This window comes from Hymenobacter properus (assembly GCF_015694735.1).
Lineage (GTDB): Bacteria > Bacteroidota > Bacteroidia > Cytophagales > Hymenobacteraceae > Hymenobacter > Hymenobacter properus.
Map to the genome: position 1 here is coordinate 507,286 of NZ_JADQDP010000004.1, position 19,388 is coordinate 526,673.

A 19,388-nucleotide genomic window follows, 5' to 3' on the forward strand; every position below is an offset into this window, starting at 1 on the left:
TGGGATGGGTTTGGGTGAGACGGCAAAGGTACGCACGCCCGCCCGGCGGCAAGGCGCCGCCTTGCATAAGCATCGCTCCGCATGGCATTCCCTACAATTGCCTAAGCCGCTATCAGGCGTCGGGGTGGAAATCGTCGAGCAGGGTCTGCAGGTCGTGCAGGCGGCTTTCCACCTGCGTCAGGAAGGCCGCTGGCACCGGCACCAGGGCGCCGTGCCGGGCGGTGAGGTAGCGCACCAGGGCATTGAGGGCCTGCACTTCTTCTTCCAGCTCGGCGCTGAGGCGGGCCCACTGGGCGTCGCCGGTTTCGGGGTGGAGGCGGCAGAGGTGGCGCACGGCCACCGTGCGGCTCACCAGGGCGGCCAGCAGCTCCAGAATGCGCTGCTCCTCGGCCGTGAACGTGCGCGGGGCGCGGTCGATGACGCACAGCGTGCCGAGCGGGCGCTCGTCGGGCAGCCGCAGCAGGGCACCGGCGTAGAAGCGCAGGCCGTTGGCTTCGGCGGCGCGCAAGGCTTCTTCGGGAATTTCCGGGTGTTCTTCCAGCACCAAGTCGTGGTACACCACGGCCTGGGCCTGCTCAATGGCAGTTGCACACAAGGCTTCGGCGCGCGGCTGCTGCTTGTTTTCGGGCATGCCCACGTTGGCGGGGTAATACACGTCGGTTTCCTCCACCACCGAAATCAGCGAGATGGGCAAGCTGAAAATGCGGGCCGTGAGGGCCACGAACTCGTTGAAAACCGGCTCAGTAAGGGCCGGCAGCAGTTCGGCGGCGCGCAAGCTGCGCAGGCGCGCGGCTTCGTCGGCGGGCAGGTTGGAAAACGGGGTGGTAGCCAAGTTGCAGAAAAGAAAGGGCGTGAAGCAAAGCGGGGCGCCGCCGGGGCAGCGCCGCTAATATACACCCGGCGGCTACGCAGCCTTGCGGAGCACCCGGGCGGCGAAAGGCAAGGTGCGGCCGTTGGGCTGTCAGTTCGCTGGCAGGCCTCGCATCTTTTTTGGGCCCCGGCACGCCGCGCTGGCCCCAGCCGCCGCTGCTTTTCCCTGCACATAAGGCTTCTATCTGATGAGCGGCTTGCCCTAGCCCCAAAATGCCCTACTTTTGCAGCGCCGTTGCCCGACCGGGCCAGGGCGTCCCACCCACCAAATTCCTCAAAAACACCTCCGAATGAGCGTTCTGGTCAATAAAAATTCCAAGGTTATCGTGCAGGGCTTCACCGGCTCCGAGGGCTCGTTCCACGCCCAGCAAATGATGGATTACGGCACCAACGTGGTGGGCGGCGTCACGCCCGGCAAGGGTGGCACCGAGCACCTGGGCCGTCCCGTGTTCAACACCGTGGCCGAGGCCGTAGAGAAGGCCGGCGCCGACACCAGCATCATTTTCGTGCCCCCGGCTTTCGCGGCCGACGCCATCCTGGAAGCGGCTGACGCCGGCATCAAGGTGATTATCACCATCACCGAAGGCATCCCGACCAAGGACATGATTGCCGTGAAGCACTACCTGAAAGACCGGCCGGGCATCACAATGATTGGCCCGAACTGCCCCGGCGTGATGACTGCCGGCGAGTGCAAAGTGGGCATCATGCCCGGCTTCATCTTCTCGAAAGGCAAAATCGGCATCGTGAGCAAGTCGGGCACCCTGACCTACGAGGCCGTGGACCAGCTCACCAAGGCCGGCCTGGGCCAGACCACGGCCATCGGCATCGGCGGCGACCCCATCATTGGCACCACCACCAAGCAGGCCGTGGAGCTGCTCATGAACGACCCCGAAACCGAAGGCATCGTGATGATTGGCGAAATCGGCGGCGGCATGGAAGCCGAAGCTGCCCGCTGGATTAAAGAAACCGGCAACAAGAAGCCCGTGGTAGGCTTCATCGCCGGCCAGACGGCGCCTCCCGGCCGCCGCATGGGGCACGCCGGCGCCATTGTGGGCGGTGCCGACGACACGGCTGCCGCCAAAATGGCCATCATGCGCGAGTGCGGCATCCACGTGGTGGATTCGCCGGCCGAGATTGGCGACACCATGCTGCGCGTGCTGGGCAACAAGTAAGCTGCGCACCCGCTTCATTAATAGCAAAATAAAAAAGCCCCGGCCGTTGCGGTCGGGGCTTTTTTATTTACCTTCATCCAATCTTCATCTTTACTCCGGCAAGCCTATGCGTCAGCTTTTTACTCATTGTTACATTCTGCTGGCGCTGCTGGCTGCCTCCTGGGCAGCCAACGGACAAACGCTAACGGCAACGCCAACCAGTCTGGGCGGCTTTACCACGGCGGTGAGCACGCCATCGGCCCAGCAAAGCGTGCTGGTGAGCGGCAGCGGCCTGACCAACAACGTAACGGCAACAGCCCCAGCGGGCTTCGAAGTGTCGTGGACGTCAGGCTTTAATTTTACCACCAGCCAAGTGCTAACCCAGTCGACGGGCAGCATCACCAATATCCCGTTGTATGTGCGAATGACGGGCGCGGTGCTGGGTCCTGTGAGTGGCGTGGTAACCATTGCCAGCCCGGGCACCACGACTCAGAACGTGGCCGTGTCCGGCACGGCCACGGCAGCCCCTACTCCTAACCCGGCTAGTACGCTCACGAGCATTTCCCCAACCTCCGGCCCTGGCGGAACACAGGTGCTCGTCACTTTCTATGGCAGCGGATTCGTGCCGGGGGCCACTATTGGCCTCCAGGCAGGCGCAAGCTTTGTTACAGCCACTTACATTTCTTCTACGCAACTCACCGCCTTGATTACACTGCCTAGTGTAGCCGCTCCGTTAGTTACCTACTTCATCGCATCCAATCCGCCGCCGGGCGGAGGAGGCAGTTCGGTGGGAGGAATGAAGTTTTTCACCATCAACCCTAGTCCGCCGGTCATCACCGGTTTTTCGCCGGCTAGTGGCCCTCCCGGGACGCTCGTAACCATCACGGGGCGCAATCTGGATGTGCCAGGGGGTACCGGCACCGTCATTTCCTTCAACGGTACCTTGGTTACTGTAGTGCCGCAGACGCCAAGCGTGGGCGCGTATTATGTGCGGGTGCCCACTGGGGCAACTACCGGCTACATCACGCTCACCAATGGCAATGGCGGGGCCGTGAGTCCGACGCAATTTGTGGTGCCCCCCGCCCGCCCACCGTTTTTCGAGGATTTCGAAACCGGCACCAAAACCAGCTACGCGGCCGCCTCGGTGCAGTTGCAAACCGGTGGCTGGACCCTGGGCGAATCCCTTATCGGCACCACGGCCGGCGCCGATAAGTTTAACGGTCTCAAATCGGCGCGGCTGCGCGGCGGGGGCTTCATGGAGATGGACGTGGACAAGCCCAACGGCGCGGGCGTGGTGACGGTGAGCGCGGCCGCCTATGCTACCGAAACCGGAGCTTCCTTCGTGCCCGAAATCTCGACCGACGGCGGCGTGACTTACACCAGCTTGCTGGGCGGCAGCCCCGCTCCCACCCTCACCAGCACGCTCACGCCTTATTCCTTCACGGCCAACCGGACGGGCAACGTGCGCCTGCGCTTCAGCAGCACCAATACGGCTGGCGCAACAAACCCGCGCATCAACCTCGACGACATCGGCATTACCGATTACCGGGTGGGCACTGCCACCAAGCCGGGCCAAAGCCTGTCGGATTTGAGCCTGTTCCCGAACCCGGCGCAAGGCCGCGTGACGGTGCAGGGTACCGGCGCGGGCCCCGTGTGGTGTAGCCTGCGCGACCTGGCCGGGCGGCAGCTAACGGCCCCGGTCGCGTTGCCGGCCGATGGCAACCTGGCACTGCCAGCCAATTTGCCCACGGGCCTTTACCTGTTGCAGGTAGAAACCCCGACAGGCCGACGCACCCTGCGGCTGGCCACCCTATAGGCGGTGCCCTCGGTGCCGTGCGTACTGGGAGCCGCGGCACAGTTGGTTTTAGCGGGAGCTTGCCGGCATGAAAAAAGCCTCAGCTTCGGCTGAGGCTTTTTTCATGTCCATCTACTGTGGGCTTGCCCTAATCGTCCAGCGTGGTGTTCTTGTCAAAGTTGATAACAATGCCAATCTGAAACACCGAGTTCGCCGCTTTCAAATAGTCGTTGTGGCGTAAGCCAAAGATTTGGCCGCTGATGAGCTGCAGCTGCACCGGCCCGGCAATTTGGGTGCGGGTGAAGGTGATGGGCTCGAAAAACACGTTGTTTTCGCCGGGCGCGGGCAGGCCGTCGATGGTGAAGTTATTGAGCTGCATGTAGCTCAGGCGCATGGCCGCGCCATAGGTGAGCGGGAAGTCGCGGTTGAAAAGGTGAAGGGTTTTCTGCTTCTTTTTGGCGTAGTTCACCTGAGCGAAGAACTTGGACAAGCTGCCGTCGAGGGTGCGCGTGGTAATTTGAGCGTCGTTGCGCTCGATGCGCTGGGTGGCGCCGCCCCCGCCGCCCACGTACACTTCGAGCACGCGCTTGTCGGGCAGCCGGGTGAAGTAGCCCAGGCTGGCTTCGCCGAAATCAATGTCTTCGGTTTTGTCGGATTTCTTACGGTGCAGGGAAGAGAACGTACCGGCCACGGCCAGGTGGTTGGTAAGGCCGTAGGCGCCCTGCAGGGCATAGTTGGTGTGCTGGTTGGTGCTCACGGCCCCGTAGAACTCGCCCTGGTGCGTGAGCATGGGCGCGTGCGGCGGCGGCGGAAAATACAGCGAGGCACAGCCCGATAATCCCAACGGCCCGAGGGCCCACAACAAACGCAAGGGTGACTTCATGGTGCAATATTCGGCATTCGGCGGCGCTGGCTAACGCGCAGGGGCCTAGTTCCGTGTGGCGCAGTGCTACGGCGCAGCTTTTTAGGCCGTAAAACCAGCCTCCTACCCGTGCCGGCCGTATGGCTTACTACACTTTCTTTTTGCGCCGCTATGCCCGCTGATTCGTTTGATGCCATCATTATCGGGGCCGGCCAGGCCGGCACGCCCCTCGCCTACGCCCTGGCCGAAGCCGGCCGCCAAGTGGCCATGATTGAGAGTGCCTCGCTGGGCGGTTCCTGCATCAACTACGGCTGCGCGCCTACCAAGGCCCTGCTGGCATCGGCTCAGCGCGCCCACCACGTGCGCCTGGCCGGCGACCTGGGAATTGAGGCGCCCGAGCCGGTGGTGAATTTTGGGGCCGTGATTGAGCGCATGCACCGCCTGCGCCAAAACTCGCGCGACAGCCTGCACCGTAAGCTCACCGAAGACCGCGAAGGCATTACGCTCATTCGCGGGCGGGCCCGATTCACAGCGCCGCACACGCTGCAAGTAGCACTGGTGGGCGGCGGCGAACAGCAGGTCACGGCCCCGCTCGTCTTCATCAATACCGGTACCCGCGCCGCCGTGCCCGACATCGATGGCCTGGCCGACAGCGGCTTTTACACCAGCGACTCCCTGTTGCTCAACATGACCGAGCAGCCCGCGCACCTGCTCATTTTGGGCGGCAGCTACATTGGGGTCGAGTTCAGCCAGATGTTCAAGCGGCTGGGCACCCACGTCACGGTCATCGACAGCAAACCGCGCCTCATGGCCCGCGAAGACCCCGACGTGAGCCACCCACTAGAGCAATGCCTCACCGACGCGGGCGTGGAGCTGGTACTTGGCGCCGAAACCCGCCGCGTGAGCCGTGCCGAAGACGGCAGCATCACCCTCACCGTGACTACCAAAGACGGCGAGCGCCGCCTGCGTGGCAGCCACCTGCTGGTGGCCGTGGGCCGCACGCCCAACACCGACGACCTCGGCCTCGAAAACACCGGCATCACCCTCGATAAGAAAGGCTACATCGAAGTGAACGAGCAGCTGCAAACCGGCACCCGCGGCGTGTACGCGCTGGGCGACGTGAAGGGCGGCCCGCAGTTTACCCACATCAGTTACGACGACTACCGCGTGGTGCGCGACAACCTGCTGCACCACGGCAAGCGCAACACCGAGCACCGCCCCCTCCCCTACGTGGTGTTCACCGAGCCGCAACTGGGCCGCATCGGCCTCTCGAAGAACCAGGCCAAGGAAAAGGGCATCCCCTACCGCGTGAGCCGGCTGCCGGCCCGCACCATCGGCCGGGCCATCCAAACGGGCGAGACGGACGGCTTCGCGGAAGTACTTGTAGGCGACGACGACCGGTTGCTGGGGGCGGCCGTGTTCTGCGAGCAAGGCGGCGAAATCATGACCATGTTCCAGCTGGCGATGGCCGGCCGGCTGCGCTACCAGGAACTGGAAGACATGATTCTGGCCCACCCCACCTGGGCCGAAGTGCTGAACAACGCCTTCCAACGGCTGAAACCGGGAGAGTAAGTATGAAGCAACTGCCGGCACCGCTGGCGCGCGTTTCCGACGCGTGTCGGTTGGCGTCGAGCTTCTGGCTCGGGGCGTGCGTCCGTCAGGTGTATTTGTTTCTTTCCCGAGCCAGAGGCTCGACGCCAACCGACACGCGTCGGAGAAGCGCCAGCTCAACATTTATTAAGCCAGCTGCTTGTCCTGCATGAACGCGCGCACGGCGCGGGAATCGTTCAGCACCTTGAGCACCACGAAGTGCAGCAGCAGCATGAGGCCGTAGCCCAGCAGCGGGCCGCCGTTTTTCCAATTCAGGTACAGCATCAACACGCCTATCATGCACTGCAGCCCGTTCAGGAACAAGGCCAGGGTGATGGCGTGCCGCCACCGCCCAAACAGCAGCAGAATCATCAGCAGATTCAGCGTTTGCCCGGAGCTGATGTGGCCGGTTTCGCTCACGAACCACAGCTTGAAATGCGTCGGTAGCCAAGCGCTGAGCAGCATGCAGGCGGATACCAAGAGGAGCAGGCGGAAACCGTGGCTGTTAATGGGCATGGTGGAGTAACTGTAAGTTCAAGCAGCAGACAGCAATCAACTTTTCTTTATGTAAACGCTAGTTTTAACCGCCTTCTGAGCCTATACGAAAGCCATGAAGGTATGCATAGATATGTTGTGAACTGCTTTGTATTTAGCGGAAGTCAATAGACACTCCTTGTTTCGGTTCTACGAATCCACCATAAAGAAATACTTTGCGCAAGGAGTCAAATTCAGTTTTTGTGAAGGCGCTAGCCGTTACGCTAAACGCTCCCTCCATATCATGCAGCGTGCTATCAATGCGCATTGCAAGTCCTAATGTGTCACCTTTGAGTTCGCCATCAAAATAGCTCGTGTTTATCAGGTAGAAATTGGGAGAAATAAGACAGGGAATTTCAACATTAAAGCGGGTGCCTTTGCCAGGCATTTCAGCATAATATAGGCCGTAGCCTCCCCGTATCTCAGAAGGATTAAAATGCAGTTGACTGTGCTTATAACCGCGGTAGCCAGCGCCTGCGTTAAGCTGTTTGCGCAACCTGACGAAAGCCTCGTAGTTCTGGCTGCTGACGTGGTAATAATGGGCTTTATTAAGCCGCGCAAAACCGGCATTACAACTAGTTAGGACAGCAGTTCCAAGATATAGGGCAATTCGTTTTGAACCAGTATTCATTAGGTAATCAACTTAAAACCCCCGCGCCAGCCTTTCAGCCGACGCGGGGGTTTCTGTTGGTGCTTAGGCCGGGGCCAAGCTACTACATATTCTTCACTATCTCCTGGGCGAATTCGCTCGTTTTGAGGAGAGTGGCGCCTTCCATCTGGCGTTCGAAGTCATAGGTCACGCGCTTGCTGGCGATGGCGGCTTCGAGGCCTTTGTTGATGAGGGCAGCGGCTTCTTTCCAGCCCATGTACTCCAGCATCATCACGCCGGAGAGGATAACGGAGCCGGGGTTCACCTTGTCCTGGTTGGCGTACTTGGGAGCCGTGCCGTGGGTGGCTTCGAAGATGGCGTGGCCGGTGAGGTAGTTGATGTTGGCGCCCGGCGCGATGCCGATGCCGCCCACGATGGCAGCCAAGGCGTCGGACACGTAGTCGCCGTTCAGGTTCAGCGTAGCCACCACCGAGTACTCCGAAGGGCGGAGCAGAATCTGCTGCAGGAAGGCGTCGGCGATGCTGTCCTTGATGATGAGCTTGCCTTGCTCCACGGCCTGCTTCTGCAGAGCCTCGGCCACTTCCACGCCCTGCTTGGCCACGATTTTATCGTACTGCGCCCAGGTGAAGACTTTGGGGCCGAATTCCTTCTCGGCTAGCTCGTAGCCCCAGGTTTTGAAGGCGCCTTCGGTGAACTTCATGATGTTGCCCTTGTGCACGATGGTCACGGAAGGCAGCTTGTTTTCGAGGGCGTACTTGATGGCGGCGCGCACGAGGCGCTCGGTGCCTTCCTTGCTCACCGGCTTGATGCCGAACGACGACGAATCGGGGAAGCGGAGTTTCTTCACGCCCATCTCGTCCTGCAGGAATTCGAGCATTTTCTGGGCCTGGGGCGTGCCGTTCATGTACTCGATGCCGGCATAGATGTCCTCCGTGTTCTCGCGGAAGATGACCATGTCGGTCAGCTCCGGGTGCTTCACCGGCGAGGGCACACCGTCGTAGTAGCGCACGGGGCGCACGCAGGCGTAGAGGTCCAGCTCCTGGCGCAGGGCCACGTTCAGCGAGCGGATGCCGCCGCCCACGGGCGTCGTCAGCGGGCCCTTGATGCCCACGAGGTACTCGCGGAAGGCGTCGAGTGTATCGTTTGGCAGCCAGTTGTTGGTTTGCTTGTAGGCTTTTTCGCCGGCCAGCACTTCCTTCCACACCAGCTGCTTTTTGCCGCCGTAGGCTTTTTCAACAGCGGCGTCGAACACCAGCTTGGAGGCGCGCCAGATGTCCGGACCCGTGCCGTCGCCCTCGATGAAGGGAATGGTGGGTTTGTCCGGAACGGTCAGCTTGCCGTTTTTAATGGTGATTTTTTGCTCTGGCATGTGGGTCGTGTATGTTATAAATCTGTCATCCTGAGCGCCGCGAAGGACCTTATCGCGTCAGGGGTGGTAGGTAAAATTCAACTGCGCGCCGGCGGGATAAGGTGCTTCGCGCCACGCAGTGTGATAAGGGCGATTAGTAGCCGAAAATCTCTTTCAGCGTGAGCTGCTGCACGGTGCCGTACTTGGCCAGCTCCTTAAAATTCAGCCGGTCTTTCGAGCCGATGACCAGAATGACCTGGTTCTGGCCTTTCACTTTGGCCTGCTGAAACTTCTTCAATTCGTCGAAAGTCATTTTCTGGGTGCTGGCGTACACATCGCGGCGGATGTCGTAGTCCAGGCCCAGGCGCTTGGCACGCTCGTAGCTCATCAGGATGTTGCCCTTGGTGATGCGCTCGGTGCTGATGCTGTTGCGGATGGCGTTTTTGGCGATTTCCAGGTTGGCTTCGGCCACGGGCATGTCGGTGAGGAGGGCTTCCATGCCGGCCATGGCCTCGGGCAGCTTGTCGCTCTGGGTGCCGATGTAGCTCAGGTTGTAGTTGGAGCGGCCCAGCTTGTCGGCGTTGTTGTAGCCGGAGTAGGCCGAGTAGGCCAGCGCCTTGCTTTCGCGCAGGTCCTGGAAAACAATGCTGCCCATGCCACCGCCGAAGTACTCGTTGTAGAGCGCCACCGTGGGGGCCAACTCCTTGCTGTACAGGTCGCCCTTGGTCAGGAACAGGATTTCGGCCTGCACCATGTTGTAGTCCACCCAGTACACCTTTTTATCTTTAAGCGGCTGCTCGGCGAAGTCTTTGGCGGCCGGGGCGGGCGTGAGCTTGGCGGGCGTGCGGTGCTCGGTTTTGATAACAGCCACCGTTGCATCCTGGGCGCGGGGACCGTAGTACAGCACGCGGTGCTGATACGTCGGCAGCTTTTTCAGCAGCGCCGTGAGTTGCTCGGGCTTCACTGCTTTCAGCTCCTTCTCGCTCAGAATGTTCGTGAAGGGGTTTTTCGGGCCGTACTTCACGTAATTCACCATGGCCTGGTTCAGAATCACGCGCTTTTCGAGCTTGGCATCCTGACGCTGTTTGAGCACGCCGGCCACCATGTCTTTTAGAGCCACGGCGTCGGGCTTGGGCGCGGCCATGAGCTGTTCGAACAGCTTCAAGGCAGGCTCCAGGTTGCTGTCGAGGCCGTTGAGCGTAACAAAAATGCGGTCGGGGCCGCTGCTCACGTTGAAGGAGCAGCCCAGCTTGTAGAACTCCTGCTGCAGCTGCGCGGCGGTGTAATTGCCGGTGCCGAGGTATTGCAGGTAGTCGGTGGCAAGGCTCCAGCGCGGGTCGTTGTTCTTGCCCAGGTCGAAGACGTAGGACAGGTTGAACAGGCCGTTTTCGTCGTTGTGCGTGTAGTACAGCGGCAGACCCGGCTTGATTTCCGTTTCCTGAATATCTTTCTTATAGTCCACGAACACCGGCTGCAGCTCCGTGCTCGGCATGGCGGTGAGCTGCTTGTAGTAGGCGGAAGCCACGTCGCGGTTGGCCGGTACGGGCGTGATGGCGGGCTTCACCACCTTCACCTTGTTGGGGTCCACGCCGGTGCGCTTGAACACGGTCACGTAGTTCGGGCCGTAGTTATCGTTGGCGAATTTCACGATTTCAGCCTTCGTAATTTTGCCGAAATCCTCCTGCTGTTGCAGGTAGTCCTTCCAGTCGACGCGCTCGATAAACGCCTCGTACATGGCGCTGGCGCGGGCCTCATTGCTTTCGTAGCTCTTAGTGCGCGTCAGCTTCTCGTTGTTGATGATGGCCGGAATCAGCCAGTCGGGGAAGTTGCCTTTCTTCACCTTATCCAGCTCGCCTAGCAGCAGGGTTTTCACTTCTTCCAGCTTCTGGCCCTGGCGCGGCGTGCCGTAGATGACGTGCGTGGAGTAGTCATCGTTCAGGTCCGTGAACGAGGCGGCTTCCAACACCTTCTGCTGCTGGTTGAGGTCGAGGTCGATGAGGCCGGCTTGGCCGTTGGTCAGGATTTTATCCAGCATGCGCAGGCGCACGCCGTCCTTGCTGGCCTTGCCCGGCAGGCGGAAGCCCAGCATCACGTTTTCCGACTGCGGCCCGAGGATTTCCTTGGTAATCGGAGCCGTGAGCGGCTTCTCAACCGGCGCGTTGAAGGCCGGCACCGGCTTGCTCGGCATGGCGCCGAAATACTTGTCGATAACCCGGATGGTCTGGTCGTAATCCAGGTCGCCGCTCAGGCAGAGCGCCACATTGTTCGGCACGTAGTACTGGCCGAAATACTTCTTAATCTCCGTGATGGACGGGTTTTGCAGGTGCTCAATCGTGCCGATGGTCGTCTGCGTGCCGTAAGGGTGCGTGGGGTAAAGCGCCGCATTCAGGGCCTCAAACTCCTTGTTGAAGTCCGAGTCCAGCCCGCGGTTTTTCTCCTCGTACACGGCCTCCAGTTCGGTGTGGAACAGGCGCGGCACCATCTCGCGCAGGCGCTCGGCCTGAATGGCGGCCCACTTCTCCAGCTGGTTGCTGGGAATGTCTTCCTGGTACACCGTTTCCTCGTTCGAGGTGTGGGCATTGGAGCCTTTCGCGCCGATGGCGCCCATCACCTTGTCGTACTCGTTCGGCACGGCGTAGCGCGCGGCTACGCCCGAGATGGAGTCAATCTGGTGGTAGGTGCGCTTGCGGGCGGCGGGGTCGTTGCGCTGGCCGCGGTACACTTCGTAGAGCGCCTCAATCTTGTCGAGCTCCACTTTCTCCTTGGCCCAGTCCTGCGTGCCCAGCTGCGAGGTGCCCTTGAACACCATGTGCTCCAGGTAGTGCGCCAGACCGGTAGCATCGGCGGGGTCGTTTTTGGAGCCGGCGCGCACAGCCAGGTAGGTCTGGATGCGCGGCGCGTCTTTGTAATCAGACAGGTAAACGGTCAGGCCGTTGTCCAGGTGGTAGATGCGCACGCCGAGCGGGTCGCCGGGCACCGATTCGTAGCGGTATTCCTTGGGAGCGGCCGGCGCAGCGGCGGTAACCGGAGCAGCCGCGGGGGGCGTCGAAGCCGTGCTGGCCGTTTTACTCGATTGGCACTGAGTGGCAACCCCTAATACCGTCAGGGCCGGAATCAACAGCAAAAAATTCTTTTTCACGAAAGGCGTAGGCGGGAGCAGAAGGCGGTTCAAAAAACAAAGGTAGCTGGGTGATAGAGGAATAAAAAACAAAATTTCGCCATATCTTGCAAGGTTGCGGCGTGCTCAGCGAAGAGGCTGATTCTGCCCAACCGTTTTCCCCAATCGTTTGCAGACATGAGTACCGCTAACAGCTGATTTTACAGCGGCCGTGGTTGACTCATGCGTGGCCGTAAAGACACAGTAAGTGGCAAGGGGTTGCAAAGAAACCAACGGCCTCACCTGTCATGCCGAGCGCAGCAAACCCTCTCGCTCGCATCGTTCTCACAATTGATTTACTGTTGCACGCAAGATGCTGCGCTCTGCATGACGTGCTTTTCCGTGCTTAAAACTCGGCCTCCAGCCCCAACCGCTGCTTGGCATCGCGCAGGGTCGGGAATCGCTCGGCTAAGTACTCAAACTTGTCGGTGGACGTGTAGAGCTTGCGAGCGGTGGGCGCGGCAGTAGTCACGAAGGGCAGTACATTGAGACGGGGGTTGCCGGTGCGGCGACGCAGGTCGGCCAGGAATTCCACACGCATCTCGTTGAACTGGTCGACCTGAATGGGGTTGTCGACGGCCAAGTCGATAACGTGTTCTTCGTTGGCGGATACCGGCCGGTTCAGCACCCAGAATTCGCTCATGCGGTCCTGGGCGCGGCGTTCCTCGGCCAGTTCTTTCCACACACGTTGCAGCACGGCAGGGTCGGTGGCGGTAACGGGCCCGCTGTGCTGCGGCTCAGCCAATGCGGCCGCATCTTTTGCGGCCTGGCTGGCGGCGGCAGCGTTCCGGCTGCTCAGGTCTTTCAGGCTCGGGATTTTACTGGCTAGGCTGGGAATCTTGGCAAAGGCAGCTTGCGGCGTGGGGCGCGGCGCGGGCTCGATGCCCTCAAAGCTGGGCACGCCGATTTCGACGTGCGGCAGCGTGTCGCGCATCTGGTGGCGCTCGGTGACGGGCGCGGCCGGGTCGTCCTCGATGCTGGGCGTGTCGTGCAGCTCGTCCACGCCATTTTCCACGGGCAGCGGGTCGGGGCCGTCGGCCGGGGCCGGACCGGTGGCTACGGGCGCGGCGGGCATGGGCAGCGGCGCAGGCGCGGCGGCCGGGCGCGGGGCGGCCGTGTAAGCCGCAGCCGGCGACTCAGTAGCATAAGCAGCCGGCGCGGCGTGCGAAACGGCTGGGGCGGGCGCTGCCGAAGCAACCGGAGTGGCTTGAGAAGCTGCGGCGGGATTTACGGGCGCAGGCTGGGCGTGACCATTGCTTCCGTCGTAGTTGCCGTTGTTGCTTGGCCCAGCCGCCGGGGCAACGCCCTCGCTTAGGCTGCTAGTTTTTTTTTTAGCCTCGCCGTTGGCGGGGCTCAGTTCGCGCACGAATTGCACGGCCCCGTTCAGGTAGGCCAGCTTCATCAACGCCAATTCCACGTGGAGGCGCTGGTTTTTGGCCTGCTTGAACTCCCGGTCGCACTGGCTGATAAGGTTGAGGGCCGAGAGCAGGAAAGCCAGCGGCGCGGCTTGGGCCTGCTGCACGTACTTCAGCCGGATGCCTTCGGACACCTCCAGCAACTGCACGGTCACGGCATCTTTGCATACGAGCAGGCCGCGCAGGTGCTCGGCGGTGCCCACCACGAAGTTGTGCAGGTCGAAGCCGTTCTGCATCACCTCATCGAGCAGCAGCAGCGCGGCCGAGAGGTTTTCGGTGAGAAGGCTGTCGACGAGGCGGAAGTAGTAGTCGTAGTCGAGGATGTGCAGGTTTTGCACCACCTCCTTGTAAGTGAGGTTGTTGCCGCCGAAGGTCACCATCTGGTCGAACATCGACAGGGCGTCGCGCAGGCCGCCGTCGGCTTTTTGGGCCAGCAGGTGCAGGGCATCTTCCTCGGCGGTGATGCCTTCCTGGGTGGCCACGTAGCGCAGGTGCCCGCGCATATCCTCGACGCGGATGCGGCTGAAATCGAAAATCTGGCAGCGCGACAGGATGGTGGGAATAATCTTGTGGCGCTCGGTGGTGGCGAGGATGAAAATGGCGTAGCTCGGCGGCTCCTCCAGCGTCTTCAGAAAGGCGTTGAAGGCCGCATTCGAGAGCATGTGCACCTCGTCGATGATGTAAATCTTGTACTTGCCGGCTTGCGGGGCATAACGCACCTGTTCCACCAGCGAGCGGATGTCTTCGACCGAGTTGTTGGAAGCCGCGTCCAGCTCGTGCACGTTGAACGAGGCGTTCTCCTGAAAGGCCACGCAGGAGGCGCAGGTACCACAGGCTTCGGTTTCGGCCGTGAGGTTGGTGCAGTTGATGGTTTTGGCCAGGATGCGGGCGCAGGTGGTTTTGCCTACGCCGCGCGGGCCGCAAAACAGGAACGCCTGGGCCAGGTGGTGGCTCTGGATGGCGTTTTGCAGCGTGGTGGTGACGTGCTGCTGCCCCACCACGCTGCGAAACGTGGAAGGACGGTACTTGCGGGCCGAAACGACGAAATTATCCATAAGTTCTCTCTACAAAGTTACCCCGAAACGGGCGGCTTTGGAAGCGGGCGGGGCAGGGATTGGCTTACCTTCAGGTTATCAGAACGTCATGCTGAGCGTAGCCGAAGCATCTAGCTTGCGTAGCTAATCCAATCGTTTTATTAAGATTGATTACTGCTGCACGCGAGATGCTTCGGCTACGCTCAGCATGACGTTCTTTTTGCTTGCCTTCTATACTCTAAACACCCAAAACGCCGGAAACCTTCCCTCCTTCCCTGGCGTTTCTCACATAACCGCGTACCTTCGCGGCCCGCTTCGGCGGAAATCGTTCTTTACCAACTGGGGATGACCGGAATTGACAGCTTGCGCAAATTGCGGGTAAGCGTGCCAGGAGTTGATGGAAGCTCTCCTGTCAAAAAATCTATCGAAAAACAACTGGCGACTATTCGTACGCCATGGCTGCCTAATTCAGAATTAGGTAATTGCCATCGTTCCGCCTGGGTAAGTTTCTACACCTGGGAGTTCGGAGCGTCGTAAGTAGAAAATAGCCTTCGCAGAGCTGTGATGCGGGGGCGAAACCCAACTGCAGCTAAGGGAAGCTCAAGGGCCTGACGGACGCCTGAGCGGCCTCGAAAATTCAAGTTCGGATACGCACGTAGAAAGCACGTTGATTTCCTTGTCTGGACCAGGGTTCGAATCCCTGCATCTCCACTTTAAACCCCGTTTGCGGCTCGCAGACGGGGTTTTTCGTTTTAGCGCCTGGCAGCATTCATCTTACAGCACCAACTGAGCCAGCAGTCGCTCCAGCGTCTCGGCGGCTTCGGCGCAGCGGCCGGGGTGCACCGGCGAACACTGCACCACCGTGCTGCGCGTGGCCGTGAGCCAGCGAAACCGCTCGGCAATGGGCAACTGGCCGATGGTGCCGCCGGATGTGCGGCCCTCGCAGATGCGCTCGAAGGCGTGCAGGCGGGCAGCTACCTCTTCTAAATCCAGGTCGGGGGCGAAGGCGCGCAGGCGGGCTTCGGGCACGGCGCACTGCACCTGCAGAAAGCGCTGGTCTTTGCAGTAGAGGATGACGCCCACGTTCAGGAATTCTTCGCGCTCCACGCGGGGCACCACGCGCAGCACGGCGTACTCAAACAAGTGCATGGCGGGCATTTTCGGCTTCCTGAACAAAGGTTTCGGACTGGGCCAGGCGGGCTTCGAGGAAGCCGGCGTAGGCGGCGCGTTCCTCGGCGGGCGTGCCGGCGGCGTGCGCCAGCCACTCGTCGGGCACCAGCGCCACAATGCCGCGGATGACCTCGGGCGTGAGGCGGGCGCGGCCCAGGGCGTCGGCCGCGGCCAGTTCGGTGGCCTGGGGCAACAGCACGTGGGTCTTGATTTGGGGGAAGGGGCGCGGGCGCGGCGCGGCCCAGTCGGGGCCGGCGTGGTGCACGTAGAGGGCCGCACCGTGGTCGATGAGCCACAGCTCCTTGTGCCACATCAGCATGTTGGTGTTGCGGGCGGTGCGGTCTACGTTCAGCGTCAGGGCATCGAGCCACACGATGAGTGAGGCCAGGGCGGGTTCCACGGTGTTCACCAGCGCGTCGAAGGTGATGGCGCCGGAGAGGTAGTGCAGGGCCAGGTTGCGGCCGGTGCTGCCTTGCAGCAGGTCCTGGATTTCCTCGTCGGGCTCGGTGCGGCCAAAGCTTTCGTCCAGCTCGCAAAACACCAGCTCGGGCACACGCAATCCCAGCACACGGGCCAGCTCGCCCACAATCAGTTCAGCAATAAGCGCCTTCACGCCCTGCCCCGCACCCCGGAATTTCACCACGTAGAGGAAGCCGTCATCGCCTTCCATGAGGCCGGGCAGGGAGCCGCCCTCGCGGAGCGGCGTCACGTAGCGCGTGAGCACGACGGTGCGGAGTTCGGGGGCAACGGTAGGCAACATATAGCTAAGGAGAGAAGCGCCCGGCAAAGGTCGAACAATCCGGGCAGTTTCAATCAAGGCACCAGTGCAACGACCAAAGACGGGTGAAACCATCCCTCAATAGCACAAAACCTATTAGCCAAATACCAATCCGAAGAATATTTAATTATTATATTCCAAACGATTGCACGGCTTAAACATTTATCTAAATTTGAACTATACGACTTCTATTTCGCCATATTGGCATTTAAAAAGGAAATTGATAGCATTATTTCAAAATCAAATTATTGGCAATAATGCTATTTATAATTCCTTTTACTTTAAAAAACCATATTTCCCAATAATTTCATTTTTTTTACTCTTATGAAACAATTTGACTCTGTAGGAAGGAATTTCAACGCCCGTACTTGGGGGTTGAGCTCGTGGTCCCGGTTTGCTGGATGGCGGGTGCTGGTGCTTTGTTTGCTGTTTGGCATGACAGCTGCGGCGCCGGCCCAGGCCTCGCACTTCCGCTATGGCTCGCTCACGTGGCGCACCGTGGCTGCCGACCCCAGCAAGCGCACGGTGGAGTTTCGGGTGAGCCAGGCGTGGCGCGCCAGCTTTGGGGGCCTGAACCCCAGCGTGGGCTCATCGGTGGTGACGGGCCAGCTGGAATTTGGCGACGGCACCAACGCCCCTATCAACCTGGGCGTGACGTCGGTGGACGTAGTGGGCGACAGCTTTTACGGCGAGGCCACCATTACGCACACCTACGCCGCTGCCGGTGACTTTGGGGCTTATTACACGGACTGCTGCCGCCTGAGCACCCTCACCAACAATTCCAACGGCGTGATGTACGTGAGCACGCTGGTAAACGCGGGCTCAGGCAACAGCTCGCCGGTTTCGACCTTGGTGCCGGTGATGAACCTGGCGGTGGGACAAACGGCGGCTACATTTCGGCTGCCGGCCAGCGACCCCGACGGCGACGCCCTCACCTATACAATGGCCACGGCCAGCGACTTCAACGGCAATCCCTTCGCGAATGCCCCGGGCATGACCGTGAATGCCAGCACGGGCGTGGTGTCCTTCAACACCGTGGGCCTGACAGTAGGCCAGATGTTTAATGCCGTAGTAAAGGTGAGCGACGGGCGCACCAGCATATTGGTGGATTTCCTGGTGAAAGTAACGGCCAGCTCGACGCCGCCGATGTTCGACTACAGCATCACGCCGCCCCACGGCTACGTGTACCAAGTGGCCCCCGGCCAAGCGGTGAACTTCAGTGTGCGCGCCCTCGACAGCGACGCCGGCGACGTGGTGAACCTGCAAACCTACGGAGCGCCTTCGGCCGCCGGCACGGCCCCGGCCCTGCCGCTCAACGCCAACCCGGTACAAACTGCCTTCTCCTGGACGCCGACGGCGGCCAACCTGGGCACCACGGTTATCACTTTTGTGGCCCAGGACTTGTCCGGGGTGCAGGCCGTGACCTCGGTGACGGTGGAAGTGACCCAGCGCCCGCGCTTCGACGTACCGCCCACGCCCGCCAACCGCAGCACGGTACAAGTGACGCCGGGCACGGCGCTGCGCTACACCATCCAGGCTTCCGACCCCGACGCCACCGACCGGGTGACCCTGGCCAGCGTGACGGGCATGCCCACCGGCGCCAGCTTTGGGCCCGCCATTCCGACGGCGGCCGCCAACCCCGTGAGCACCCAGCTGAGCTGGACGCCGGCTGTTGCTGACTGGGGCCCGCACGCGGCCACGTTTGTGGCCCGCGATACGCACGGCGACCAGGCCACGCACCAGCTGAACTTCCTGATTAACTCGGCGCCGTCGTTCACGTCGCAGCCCGGCAACCTGACGCTGGTGGTAGGGCGCAGCTTTGCGTATACCATCACCACCACCGACCCCGACTTGCCCTACGGCGACCGCCTCGACGTGCTGGCCCCGACGCTGCCCTCGTGGCTGCACTTCGTGAGCAACGGCAATGGCACGGCCACGCTCAGCGGCACGCCCACCGCGGCTCAGATTGGCGCCCACCCCGTAACCCTGGCGGCCGAGGACATCTACCACCACGGCAACAGCTACGGCGCCGTGCTGCAGTCGTTCATCATTAACGTGGTGGGCTGCAGCACCGCCGCGGTAGCCACGCCTACCCAGCCCGCCTGCGCCGGCAGTACCGGCAGCATTGCGCTGACTGTGAGCGGCGCCGTGGCCCCCGTCACCTACGCCTGGACGGGGCCCAACCGCTTTCAGGCCTCGACGCAGAACCTGACCGGGGTGCCCGCGGGCACCTACACCGTGGTGGCCACCGACGCCAATGGCTGCACTGCCACCACCCAAGCCACCCTGACGGCACCCGCGCCGACCAAGGCGCCCACTGTGACGGTGACGCTGGCAAGCGCGCCGGTGTTTGCTGACCAGCCGAACACTATTTTCCTGGGCTACGGCCCGCAAACGGCCACCCTGACGGCTACCGGTGGCGTGAGCTACACCTGGAGCCCGGCTGCGGGCCTGAGCAATGCCAGCGTTGCCAACCCGGTATTTGCGACCGTGGCCGCCGGCCAGTACACCTACACCGTAACGGCTACTAACGCCAGCGGCTGCACGGCCTCGGCCACCGTGACGCTGACGGTGGTGAACGCCAGCTGCGGCAACAACCCCAAGAATCCCAAGGTGCTGGTGTGCCACAACGGCCACGAAATCTGTATCTCGCCCAACGCGGTGGCGGCGCACATCGGCCCCGGCTCCAACCACAACGACTACCTGGGCAGCTGCGCCGGTGTTTCGGCCCCGGCGCCCGTCGTGACCATGTCGGCTTTCCCCAACCCGGTGGCCACCGCTACCACGGTGAATTTCCGGACGCCCGTCACCATGCCCGCTTCGGTGCGGGTGTACAACCAGATGGGCGGGCTCGTGACCACGCTGTTTGAGGGCGAGGCCGTGGGCGGCCTGGAGTACCAGTTGGAAGTAAACGCCGCTACCTGGCCCGCGGGCCTCTACCTCTGTCAGTTCGTGGGCAAGGGCCAAACCAGCACCCAGCGCCTGATGGTGAACAAATAGTGGCTAGTTAATCGACTGCTTCGAAAAAAGCCCCCTGAGTTTTCTCAGGGGGCTTTTTTATGGCTAATTCAACT

13 protein-coding genes and 1 other RNA gene are annotated in these 19,388 nt (G+C 61.4%); 5 read left to right on the forward strand and 9 right to left on the reverse strand.

Going from position 1 to position 19,388, the window contains the following annotated elements:
- Positions 1-112: 112 nt before the first annotated feature.
- Positions 113-832: a GAF domain-containing protein gene (locus I2I01_RS18720; protein WP_196288029.1), complete on the reverse strand. Its 720-nt coding sequence runs from the start codon at positions 830-832 to the stop codon at positions 113-115.
- A gap of 328 nt (positions 833-1,160) precedes the next feature.
- Here I2I01_RS18720 and sucD point away from each other — a divergent pair, with 328 nt between their 5' ends.
- Entirely contained in the window at positions 1,161-2,042 is an 882-nt protein-coding gene (gene sucD, locus I2I01_RS18725) for a succinate--CoA ligase subunit alpha (RefSeq protein ID WP_196288030.1), read from the forward strand.
- 106 nt (positions 2,043-2,148) lie between these two features.
- A complete protein-coding gene (locus I2I01_RS18730) occupies positions 2,149-3,837 on the forward strand; it encodes an IPT/TIG domain-containing protein (RefSeq protein ID WP_196288031.1) in 1,689 nt (562 codons plus the stop codon).
- Between the two features lie 127 nt (positions 3,838-3,964).
- On the opposite strand, the gene I2I01_RS18735 is transcribed toward I2I01_RS18730, so the two are convergent.
- Entirely contained in the window at positions 3,965-4,699 is a 735-nt protein-coding gene (locus I2I01_RS18735) for a hypothetical protein (RefSeq protein WP_196288032.1), read from the reverse strand.
- A 150-nt stretch (positions 4,700-4,849) separates the two neighbouring features.
- Between I2I01_RS18735 and I2I01_RS18740 the strand changes: the two genes are divergently transcribed.
- Complete coding sequence (locus I2I01_RS18740; RefSeq protein ID WP_196288033.1) at positions 4,850-6,250, forward strand: mercuric reductase; 1,401 nt, start codon at positions 4,850-4,852, stop codon at positions 6,248-6,250.
- Between the two features lie 165 nt (positions 6,251-6,415).
- Here the strand turns inward: I2I01_RS18740 and I2I01_RS18745 are convergent, their stop codons facing one another.
- The 5 genes from I2I01_RS18745 to I2I01_RS18765 form a co-directional block, all read right to left on the reverse strand.
- On the reverse strand, positions 6,416-6,784 hold the full coding sequence (locus I2I01_RS18745; RefSeq protein ID WP_196288034.1) for a hypothetical protein: 369 nt from the start codon (positions 6,782-6,784) through the stop codon (positions 6,416-6,418).
- A gap of 133 nt (positions 6,785-6,917) precedes the next feature.
- Complete coding sequence (locus I2I01_RS18750; RefSeq protein WP_196288035.1) at positions 6,918-7,433, reverse strand: hypothetical protein; 516 nt, start codon at positions 7,431-7,433, stop codon at positions 6,918-6,920.
- Between the two features lie 82 nt (positions 7,434-7,515).
- Positions 7,516-8,781, reverse strand: a complete 1,266-nt coding sequence (gene icd / locus I2I01_RS18755) for an NADP-dependent isocitrate dehydrogenase (RefSeq protein WP_196288036.1) — start codon at positions 8,779-8,781, stop codon at positions 7,516-7,518.
- Between the two features lie 133 nt (positions 8,782-8,914).
- Positions 8,915-11,899: a M16 family metallopeptidase gene (locus I2I01_RS18760; protein ID WP_211538034.1), complete on the reverse strand. Its 2,985-nt coding sequence runs from the start codon at positions 11,897-11,899 to the stop codon at positions 8,915-8,917.
- Positions 11,900-12,263: 364 nt separating this feature from the next.
- On the reverse strand, positions 12,264-14,387 hold the full coding sequence (locus I2I01_RS18765) for a DNA polymerase III subunit gamma/tau (protein ID WP_196288037.1): 2,124 nt from the start codon (positions 14,385-14,387) through the stop codon (positions 12,264-12,266).
- 320 nt (positions 14,388-14,707) lie between these two features.
- On the opposite strand from I2I01_RS18765, the gene ssrA reads away from it, so the two are divergent.
- Positions 14,708-15,080, forward strand: a transfer-messenger RNA (tmRNA) gene (gene ssrA / locus I2I01_RS18770).
- A gap of 60 nt (positions 15,081-15,140) precedes the next feature.
- Here the strand turns inward: ssrA and I2I01_RS18775 are convergent.
- Entirely contained in the window at positions 15,141-15,524 is a 384-nt protein-coding gene (locus I2I01_RS18775; RefSeq protein WP_196288038.1) for a DUF3037 domain-containing protein, read from the reverse strand.
- Complete coding sequence (locus I2I01_RS18780) at positions 15,502-16,296, reverse strand: HipA family kinase (protein WP_196288039.1); 795 nt, start codon at positions 16,294-16,296, stop codon at positions 15,502-15,504. Before I2I01_RS18780 ends, I2I01_RS18775 begins: the two co-directional genes overlap by 23 nt.
- Before the next feature lie 342 nt (positions 16,297-16,638).
- Between I2I01_RS18780 and I2I01_RS18785 the strand changes: the two genes are divergently transcribed.
- Positions 16,639-19,314, forward strand: coding sequence for a putative Ig domain-containing protein (locus tag I2I01_RS18785; protein ID WP_196288040.1), 2,676 nt, complete (start codon positions 16,639-16,641; stop codon positions 19,312-19,314).
- The last annotated feature ends 74 nt before the right edge of the window (positions 19,315-19,388 follow it).

What these genes read in the sequence shown, in the direction of transcription:
- I2I01_RS18740 (WP_196288033.1), top strand. Translation starts at nt 4,850, where the DNA reads ATGCCCGCTGATTCGTTTGATGCCATCATTATCGGGGCCGGCCAGGCC.
- I2I01_RS18735 (WP_196288032.1), bottom strand. Translation starts at nt 4,699, where the DNA reads ATGAAGTCACCCTTGCGTTTGTTGTGGGCCCTCGGGCCGTTGGGATTA.
- I2I01_RS18775 (WP_196288038.1), bottom strand. Translation starts at nt 15,524, where the DNA reads ATGCCCGCCATGCACTTGTTTGAGTACGCCGTGCTGCGCGTGGTGCCC.
- I2I01_RS18785 (WP_196288040.1), top strand. Translation starts at nt 16,639, where the DNA reads ATGAAACAATTTGACTCTGTAGGAAGGAATTTCAACGCCCGTACTTGG.
- sucD (WP_196288030.1), top strand. Translation starts at nt 1,161, where the DNA reads ATGAGCGTTCTGGTCAATAAAAATTCCAAGGTTATCGTGCAGGGCTTC.
- I2I01_RS18730 (WP_196288031.1), top strand. Translation starts at nt 2,149, where the DNA reads ATGCGTCAGCTTTTTACTCATTGTTACATTCTGCTGGCGCTGCTGGCT.
- I2I01_RS18745 (WP_196288034.1), bottom strand. Translation starts at nt 6,784, where the DNA reads ATGCCCATTAACAGCCACGGTTTCCGCCTGCTCCTCTTGGTATCCGCC.
- I2I01_RS18765 (WP_196288037.1), bottom strand. Translation starts at nt 14,387, where the DNA reads ATGGATAATTTCGTCGTTTCGGCCCGCAAGTACCGTCCTTCCACGTTT.
- I2I01_RS18780 (WP_196288039.1), bottom strand. Translation starts at nt 16,296, where the DNA reads ATGTTGCCTACCGTTGCCCCCGAACTCCGCACCGTCGTGCTCACGCGC.
- icd (WP_196288036.1), bottom strand. Translation starts at nt 8,781, where the DNA reads ATGCCAGAGCAAAAAATCACCATTAAAAACGGCAAGCTGACCGTTCCG.
- I2I01_RS18750 (WP_196288035.1), bottom strand. Translation starts at nt 7,433, where the DNA reads ATGAATACTGGTTCAAAACGAATTGCCCTATATCTTGGAACTGCTGTC.